Raw genomic sequence first — 9480 nt, 5'->3', positions numbered from 1 at the left:
ATGGAATCGGTGCACGTACCTATGGAAGTATTTGGCCAGACCGGGTTCCGGAGCCCGAAATGTGGCAAATGAAAAAATCGGCTCAACCCATATCTGTAAAGTGGAGCGATGCCGAAAAAATGGAAATTGAAGTGCAGAACCGACACTTTTTTATCAATACAAATGCCTTCGAGGCACGTTGGAATCTGGAAGAAAACGGGATATCAATAGCTTCAGGAAGATTGGAAGTCGATGTCGAACCTGAAGCAAAAAAAATCTACGTTCTTCCTATCCAAAAGCCGCAAATGAAGGCTGGTGCAACCTATTTGGCAACAGTTAGTTTTCATTCGAAAGAAGCGACAGCACTGGTGCCGAAGGGTTTTGAAATGTGTTGGGATCAATTGGAATTACCATGGATTGTACCAGCCGATAAAAAACGGGTACAGCATCAGACCAATCCTTTAAAAGTGACAGATAATGAGCAACAGTTGATCGTATCCGGAGTAAATTTCGATTATTCCTTTAATAAAGCCGATGGACAATTGTACTCCATGAAATACATGGGTAAAGAATTGCTGAAACAAGGAGCGCAGCTCAATGTTTGGCGTGCCCCTCTCGCGAACGAACAGGACGACTGGACCTATCCTGCCGTAAATGTATTTCCTAGAACCGAGGGCTACGGAAGGATGGTTGCCACTTCATGGTATTCCATCGGTCTGGATAAAATGAAGTCAAAACTTGAATCATTTAAGGTTGACAATAAGGCTGGAAACGCAATTGTCAGGATTCGTCAAATTGCTCTTTTTGGAAATGCAAGCGGGGCAGGCTTCGAAAATGAGATGATTTATACCATTTCGCCCGACGGTGAAATTAGTTTGCAGCACACAATCAATCCGAATGGGAAAATGCCCAGTTCGTTGCCACGCATCGGAACAAAATGGGTGTTCAACGACGAAATGCAAAATGTACAATGGTTTGGACGCGGGCCGCAGGAGAACTATCCAGACCGCAAAACCGGCTATCGGATCGGCCATTATCAGTCGACAGTTGATGCGATGTTTGTACCGTATTTGCTACCTCAGGATTGTGGATTGCGCACCGACAACCGCAATGTGCGACTGACAAATGCTGAAGGTATCGGAATTGAGTTTTCGGCAAACGAACCGTTTAATTTCAATTGCTACAATTACAGCACCGAAAATTTGTCAAAGGCAAAATACACCTATCAGCTGATCAAATCGGACGGCGTAACATTCAATTTCGACTATCAAACTACCGGAGTAGGATGCACGGCAATTGGGGTGCTTGATAGATATCAAACCATTCCCCAAACGATACAGTTCACAAGTTCGATAAGACCATTTAAAATGAATAAGTAAGTTTGATAACTTTTTAAATAGGAGCTATATGATGCTGAACTAAATAACATCTACAGATATCAGAATAAAATTGCTACCCAAAAACCCTAGTTTTCGTGGATTGTGTGCTATAAAAACACATCCTAACTTTAGGATTAGAAATTACACTCTTTAAATTAAGTTACCGTCGCCTGTAAAGCAAAAGATAAAGTTGAAGTAGGTGATGGCAAATGGTTCAGGTGATAATTCAGACAGTTTTATATGAAAAAAATAGTGTTATTACTCGTTTCTATCCTATCCTTAGGATGTGCTAAAGAGAATGATCAACATGTTCAAAGCTTTACGAGCTTCTATGGCGGGATTCCTTATAAAGGAACCATCAGCGGCAGTGTTTCGATAGATGGAGGCAATGAACTCGATCTTTCGGGAAAGGGGAGCATTGCGCTCATTGAATCCACAAAAGATTCAGTTTCAATGGTCTTCCTGTCAGATATTAACAGGCTAGGCGAAATCAATATAAAGGTCCGTGGAAAATTCGATGGGAAGTCCTTTTACAAGGAAGATGAAAATCCCAATATCTATTTTCAGATTATTGACCATAATATAGAAGGAAAATCGATCTCTGATAGTCAGGAGATGTTTTTCGAAGGTACATTGGAAAGAGAAAGAGGGCAAATGAAGATGGTTGCAGTATTTAAGCAAGAGACCGAAAGCTTTCCAAAAGGAACGAGGCTAGAACTCAACTTCGACACCCATCGCGATATGAGCAATAGCAATGGGGATGTTAGCGGTTGCCCCACACGCCTGGTTCCAGTTTGGTCGCCCAATGGCGTCGTCATGGGGATGGTGCCAGATTGTTAATCTGTGTATTTAATGTATATTTCGGGTGATAAACCTCAACCAGATTACTTGTGTCTAAAACAATAAGACTACTTATTTTATATTTTTTTTCGATAGCTACTCCAGTATATGCTCAGCCTGGAGACCAGCTCATTCAATATAGTGATAGTCTGTACCGCCACCTTGGGCAACTAAAAAACCAAGAAGAAAAAGCGATGGCTTTGCTTGATTTAAGTTTCTTCTGGTCTGATCACGATGTCACCAAAGCTTTGCAGTATATCTCTGAAGCAAAAAATCTATTAAAAACAAAAATACAAACAGATTATTATGGAGGGTTGATTGCTTTTTATACAGCTTCCGTTTATTTCTACAAAGACCCCAACAAGGCAAAAGAACTATATATGAAGGCTGAAAGATTGCTTCAAAAAGTTGATAAGGCCCAAAAATTAAAAGCCGTTCGCTATCGTGCCCGTATTTGGGGAAGCTATGGTGCGCTTTTGCAACGTGAAGATAAAGCAAATGAGTATGTTGATATTCTCTTGGATAAAGTAATTCCCCTGGCAGAGCAAACAAAAGATGCTACCCTTATTGGCAATAATTATCAAAATGTTGCCATGAACTTGATGAATCTACAGGAATATTCAAAAGCAGCTCAGTATTATGGAAAAGCTTTAAGCTTACTGCGGCATAGGGAAAATGCATCGGAAGAAAGATTGACTCTTTATGTCAATGCAGCACGAAATGCCCTTTACGCAAAAAATTATCATCAATCTAAAAAGATGCTTGATACGGCCTCCTTGATTGCTAATCTGATACCCAACTCTTTCTATGTTCCTATGTACCATACGGTAGCGGGGAGTTATTATTCCGCCACTAAAAATTTTGAGAAAGCCCATCAACATCTTTCAGAAGGGCTTGTTACGGCAAAAACACTAAAAAATGATGAACTGATTTCGACCCTTTTGTATGACCAGTTCAAAGCATATCAGCAGAATAGGCAGCACGTTATGGCAAAGGGTAAATTATTGGAAGTGCTCCCATACATAGAAAAAACATTTTCTTTAGCAAACAGACAGATGATCTATTACAATTTAGCCGCCACAACTGTTGCATTAAATCAATATCCAGAGGCAGTTAAATGGTACGAAGCGTATAAAGTTGTTACCGATAGCCTCTTCACAAATAAAAACAGGGCACAAATACTGGAATTGGAACGCAAATACCAGACTACGGAGAAAGAAAAAGAGTTATTAAAAATAAAATCCGAACACCAGGAACAATCTTTTGCCCTACAAAAAAACCGAAGCATCGCCATTATATCTGCCTCGCTGTGTATGCTTCTTTTTGTGTTGGGATTTACATGGTATAGAACACAGAAAAGCAAAAAAAGATTATTAGTGCAAAAGGAATTGCTGCTGCAGGAAGAGCTTAAAAATCATCGGCAAGAATCGAAGATCAACCTATACAATGCCATGTTGCAGGGTGAAGAAAGAGAACGGAGCCGATTGGCAAGAGATTTGCACGATGGGTTGGGAGGTATGCTGGCGAGCGTAAAGATGAAGCTTTCTGCTGTAACGGATAAAATGGGCTTACAGCAAGTTGATGCTATAGCCATTGGAGATTTGCAAACCATTATAAATCAGCTTGACCGGTCTGTAAACGAACTACGTAGGGTGTCCCATAACCTCATGCCTGATTCACTGTTATATAGAGGTCTCGAAGATGCACTGAAAGATTTATGCAAAAGCATGGCACAATCCGATATAGCTATCGATTTTCAATCCGCTAGATTAAAGGGAAATTATTCGCATCCCTTTCTGATGTCGGTGTATCGTATCGTACAAGAATTGTTGACGAATGCACTGAAACATAGTGAAGCTGATCAAATATGGGTTCAATGTTCAGAAGAGGATGATATTTTATACCTCTCTGTGGAAGATAATGGCAAAGGGTTTAAACAAAGTACCGAAAACGTAAGCCATACAGGCATAGGGCTGTCAAATATCCGTAACCGCATCGCTTTGTTAAACGGACATTTCGAAATAGATACTTATCCCGGAAAAGGTTCGTCGTTTCACCTTCAGCTACCTATGTATGGACAACAGGGTGTAACGAGTTCATGAATTCGATAAAAACAAATGCATATAAAAATAATATGATTTCGGTAATAATAATAGATGACCATCCCTTGGTATTAAATGGGTTTGAGTTTATACTTAATAATCATCCAGATATCAAACTGCTGAATTCTTTTACCAATGCAGAAGACGCCCTGAAGTTTTTAGAAACTAATGGGACAGATGTAGTTTTAGCTGATATCAATATGCCGGGGATGAACGGTATTGATGCTACTGTTGCCGTTAAAAGGCGTCAACCCAAAACACAGGTTATTGCCATTAGTAATATCAGTGAGGGTAGTATTGTGCAGCGTATGCTTGATGCAGGAGCTTCAGGTTATTTGCTCAAAAATGTTTCTGCCAGCGAGCTGATAAATGCTATTCATGCTGTAATGAAAGGGAATAATATTTTAAGCGCTGAGATAGAACCGATCATGAAACAAACGGATGGCACAGTTCCCAAAATCACGCAAAGAGAACAAGAAGTGCTCCGGTTAATGACAACCGGGAAGACTACCCCCCAGATCGCTGAACAAATGTTCATTAGTTCGCTTACCGTAGAAAGTCACCGAAGAAATCTATTGCAAAAGTTTAAAGTAAGCAATTCTGCCTCTTTGATACATAAAGCAACGGAAATGAAATTCATATAAATAGGCTGGGAGGGCCAAATATCTTCCCAATCACATCGCTAGGTAAATGCCCCGCGGCGCTGCTAACGCAAGATGCTACGGATGTGGAAATTGGAGGAAATAGGACAAAAAATCCCTGTTTTCGTGGATTGTAGACCAACTCTTTTGCTTTTAGGTTTGTGATATCATCTTGTAGAGATTGAAAACAATGTAAACAAACTCATAAATCGAAACGATGAAAAAGACAACCATATCGCTGATCGTGGTATTTCTTATGCTACTATCAGCCTGTTCAAAAGAAAATAATGGGCCAGATGGCGGTCAAAACGGCTACCCATCTTCGTTACGCGGAACGATCTATTACGACTGGGCGTCCGAGGGCATCCTTAAAGTAAGTTTACCTGATGGTGTGGGGTCTGCCTTTATTCCCGATAATTCGAAACTTAATAATTTCGACATCTCCCGTGATGGTAAATACAAACTCACTGTGGTAAATGAGCAAACTTTGGGTAAATACCCCATACGTTTTACCCTTAGTGATATTGCAACTGGTAGCATTATAGAGGAGTTTGTGTACAATAGTCCCGGACTGAATGCCTACTGCAGGGGCTATCTGTCGTTTGATAACAGTCATATTTTGGTGCTTTCGAACGAAAAGGAAGATGGTATCACGATTCTAAAACGAAATGGTGAGTTTGTAGGAAGGATCTACGATATCAACGGACAAGAACTGGGTTTTAATGACCAACGCTTATGGCTTCCCGGCAATGCGCTGTTGATTGTGCATCACAACAATATCATACGTTTAGACCCACCTTACACCCGGGGTAGTTTGCTTAAAGAAATGAATTATCAAGACTGGGGTGACTTAGCCGTCAATCCAGCTGGCAATCAACTCGCCGTGCGTATTGCCAACCATGTGTATACCATGGGTATGGATGGATCAAAGCTGACACAGGTTACCACCAGCAATTTTAAAGAAGCTGTACCTGAGTTTTCTCCAGATGGAAAATACTTGCTTGTAGGCACAGAGTACAAACAGACTGGACCATTCGGCTGGATGTGGACGCTGAAAATTATCCCCAACGACGGTAAGAACTATAATGTGGATCCGATTGCACAAAACACTCCTGGTGTAATCCCCGTTTTCGTGAAAGGTAAAAATAAGATGGAAATGTCAGGTGGACAGATGATCTGGCGGTAAATATAATTTGGGGCCAACTAAGAAATAGATAATGAGAATACGGATAAGCTACTGGCAAGCGACTTATATCAAATTGAGCTATTGAAAAAAAGTTGGTTTCAACCAGGTTGAGCTGCTGCACAAGAACATATGCTTTGCAGCTTTTGGAGGAGTCAAGCAAGAGAAAGAAACATGACTCAATCTCATCAGGAAATGTATCATAATTTTATCGTGTCGAGCTTGTAAACAGGAGCAAAGACAGGCACTTGACGTGTCATAGAAACATTTGTTACTTAATACTGGCTACCCGTACCATCGCTATGGGTTATAACTCCAGACATTTGATCCATAAAACCAAATGTAAATCATTATGAAGGTATTCTTGATTCTATTGCTATTTATTCCATCCCTGGCATTTTCTCAAATAACTGTAAGGACTAGTTTAGATAAAAAAAACAGTTATTATCCGATAGTCAGCAAGACAGATGTAGCCACAATTATATACGACACCTCAGAAAATATCCTGATAAAGAAATCCGTCGACTTTCTCGCCGGGGATATTGAGAACGTTTCAGGTAAGCGGCCGGTTGTTTCTACCGGGAATAAGACAATGGGAAAGTACCCGATCATTGTGGCTACGGTCGGTAACAACGATCTTATAAATCAGTTAGTAGCGAAAAAGAAGATCAATATTGATGTGCTAAGCGGTCAATGGGAGAAATTCATTTTACAGACCGTGGACGATCCATTTCCCGGCGTTAAGAAAGCTCTCGTTATAGTAGGTAGTGACAGACGCGGGGCTGCGTATGGCGTTTTTACGCTGTCAGAAAAGATCGGGGTATCTCCATGGCATTGGTGGGCTGACGCGGTAATTAAAAAGAGCAAAGAAATTTATCTGGAGAAATGTCATTATGTATCGAAAGGACCGGCAGTAAAATATCGTGGGATCTTTATCAACGACGAATCTCCGGCCTTCAGAAACTGGGCAACCGAAAAGTTCGGAGGTATCAATCACCGGTGCTATGAAAAAATCTTCGAGTTGATGCTACGAAACAAGGCGAATTTTTTGTGGCCGGCCATGTGGCTTCCCACCATGTTCAATGTCGATGATCCACTAAACCCGAAAGTCGCAGATGAGTTTGGTATCGTTGTTTCAACCAGTCATCACGAGCCCATGATGCGTGCGCATAACGAATGGTCGGTCTTTCAGGGAGGAGCATGGGACTATGAGAAGAATAAAGAGCAACTCAGACGTTTTTGGCGTGGCGGTATCGAACGCATGGGAAACTATGAAAGTGTCGTTACAGTAGGCATGCGTGGCGATGGCGATGCAGGAATGTCAGAAGAGACTTCTGTTGACCTCCTGAAGACCATAATTAAAGATCAACGGGAGATCATATCAGATGTAACGGGTCAACCGGCAGAAAAAACTCCGCAGGTGTGGGCTATCTATAAAGAAGTTCAGGACTACTACGACAAGGGTTTGCGGGTTGATGATGACATCACCATCCTGTTTAGCGATGATAATTGGGGAAACCTGCGATACCTGCCAAAAAAGGAAGACCTTAATCATAAAGGGGGATATGGCATGTATTATCACTTTGACTATGTAGGCGCACCGGTCTCATACAGGTGGCAAAACGTAACTCAAATCGAGAGAGTCTGGGAGCAGATGAAACTCACCTATGAACATGGCGTTAAAAACTTATGGATAGCTAATGTCGGCGACATAAAACCCATGGAATTACCTATCAGTTTTTTCCTGGACTATGCCTGGGATCCTTCGTCGATTCAGGCCAAAGACCTGCCAAAGTACTATGTGAACTGGGCAATGCAGCAATTTGGTAATGAATATGTAAAGGAAATTGCGGAGCTTCTTTCGCTATACACGAAATATAATGCCCGGCGTATTCCTGAAATGTTAACCAAAGATACCTACAGTGTTGCGCACTATAGAGAAGCCGACCGGATTGTCGAAGAATATAATGGTTTAGCAGCGAAGGGTCGAAAAATCTACAATCAGCTTTCGGAAGAATGCAAACCGGCATTCTTTCAACTTATTCTTTCACCAGTTGAATTAAGTGCGAACCTGAATGAAATGTATGTCGCTGCAGGGAAAAACAGATACTATGGCGAGCGGGGTGCAACCTCTGCGAACTACTACGCGGACAGAGTCCGGCACCTGTTTCAAAAAGACGAAGAACTTACCAGGGCCTTCCACGAACTCAAGGATGGCAAATGGAACCATATGATGTCGCAAACCCACATCGGTTATACATCATGGAACCACCCGCCATTAAACATGATGCCGTCGGTGTCGTATGTCCAGGTACCAAGGCCGGCGGAGCTCGGTTATTTTCTGGAATATGGGGAAAAGCCTGAGTGGGGCTGGCTGGATGTGGAGGCGGATTGGGCATTTAGTCATTCACTGCCCGTGTTTGATAACATCAACCGGCAAAATTATTATGTTGATATCATCAACAGAGGGCAAGAAGAACTGAGCTATTCCATCACGGCACAACAGGATTGGATAAAAATCTCCAAGCCAAGGGGAGTTACTCAGTTTAATGAAAAGGTTTACGTAAGCATCGATTGGGACAAAGCCCCTAAAGCAAGTGTAACCGGAACAATTCTCATATCAGGTGCAGGAAAGGAGTACAGCGTCAACGTCCCGGTCCGGGAGGGCGTTTCATCGGCATCCGGCTACATAGAAAATAATGGAGTTGTAGCGTTTGAAGCTGCCAACTTCATTAGGAAGGTCGACAACAAAGAGATCGAATGGACGGTAGTACCAAACCTTGGCCGGACAAATTCATCAATAATCATTGAGCCCGTAACCGCTGGCCGACAAACATTGACATCCAAATCACCCCGCCTGGAATACGAATTCACAGTTTTTAAACCCGGAGATCTGACTGTACATGCCTTTTTATCACCTACTCAGGATTTTAAGAAAACAGGAGGGTTGAAGTTTGCCATGTCAATTGATGACGAACAACCTCAGCTAGTGAATATGAACGAAGGGGAGATTAAGCCCGATTACGAATATGCAGAATGGTGGTCAAAGTCGGTCGGTGATCACATAAAGGTAAGAAGTACGGACCATAAGGTCGATAAGCCAGGTAAGCACACGCTGAAGATATGGATGGTTGACCCCGGGATAGTCTTCCAGAAGTTCGTAATTGATGCAGGAGGAATGAAACCTAGTTATCTGGGACCGACCGAAAGTAACTATGTAAGGTCCAGGTAACCTTTACCAAAAAAAGAAGAGCTCGGCATTCCACCGAGCTCTTCTTTTTTACATCAAATTTGTTCAAATCCCCCTTTTTGGATTCAGCGTAGAACCAGTACAGCTTCACTTGGGAAGCTGTACT

At 41.9% G+C, this 9480-nt stretch carries 6 protein-coding genes; all 6 read left to right on the top strand.

From position 1 onward, the window contains the following. The coding region (locus ACKI5J_RS07830; protein ID WP_407428229.1) for a beta-galactosidase domain 4-containing protein at nt 1-1358 on the top strand (1358 nt) is incomplete at its 5' end. A gap of 240 nt (nt 1359-1598) precedes the next feature. Then, nucleotides 1599-2198: a hypothetical protein gene (locus ACKI5J_RS07825; protein ID WP_407428227.1), complete on the top strand. Its 600-nt coding sequence runs from the start codon at nt 1599-1601 to the stop codon at nt 2196-2198. 50 nt (nt 2199-2248) lie between these two features. Further along, nucleotides 2249-4300, top strand: coding sequence for a sensor histidine kinase (locus ACKI5J_RS07820; RefSeq protein WP_407428225.1), 2052 nt, complete (start codon nt 2249-2251; stop codon nt 4298-4300). Next, nucleotides 4297-4944 (top strand): response regulator, encoded by a 648-nt coding sequence (locus ACKI5J_RS07815; RefSeq protein ID WP_407428223.1) that lies wholly within the window; start codon nt 4297-4299, stop codon nt 4942-4944. Before ACKI5J_RS07820 ends, ACKI5J_RS07815 begins: the two co-directional genes overlap by 4 nt. Nucleotides 4945-5158: 214 nt before the next feature. After that, on the top strand, nt 5159-6127 hold the full coding sequence (locus tag ACKI5J_RS07810) for a hypothetical protein (protein WP_407428221.1): 969 nt from the start codon (nt 5159-5161) through the stop codon (nt 6125-6127). Between the two features lie 349 nt (nt 6128-6476). Next, entirely contained in the window at nt 6477-9356 is a 2880-nt protein-coding gene (locus tag ACKI5J_RS07805; RefSeq protein ID WP_407428219.1) for a glycosyl hydrolase 115 family protein, read from the top strand. The last annotated feature ends 124 nt before the right edge of the window (nt 9357-9480 follow it).

Source organism: Arcticibacter sp. (assembly GCF_045629565.1).
Lineage (GTDB): Bacteria > Bacteroidota > Bacteroidia > Sphingobacteriales > Sphingobacteriaceae > Arcticibacter.
The sequence above is the reverse complement of the archived record's forward strand: the minus strand, read 5'-3'. Positions and strand labels throughout refer to the sequence as shown.

Coding starts and splice junctions, on each gene's coding strand:
- ACKI5J_RS07825 (WP_407428227.1), top strand. CDS start 1,599: ATGAAAAAAATAGTGTTATTACTCGTTTCTATCCTATCCTTAGGATGT.
- ACKI5J_RS07815 (WP_407428223.1), top strand. CDS start 4,297: ATGAATTCGATAAAAACAAATGCATATAAAAATAATATGATTTCGGTA.
- ACKI5J_RS07810 (WP_407428221.1), top strand. CDS start 5,159: ATGAAAAAGACAACCATATCGCTGATCGTGGTATTTCTTATGCTACTA.
- ACKI5J_RS07805 (WP_407428219.1), top strand. CDS start 6,477: ATGAAGGTATTCTTGATTCTATTGCTATTTATTCCATCCCTGGCATTT.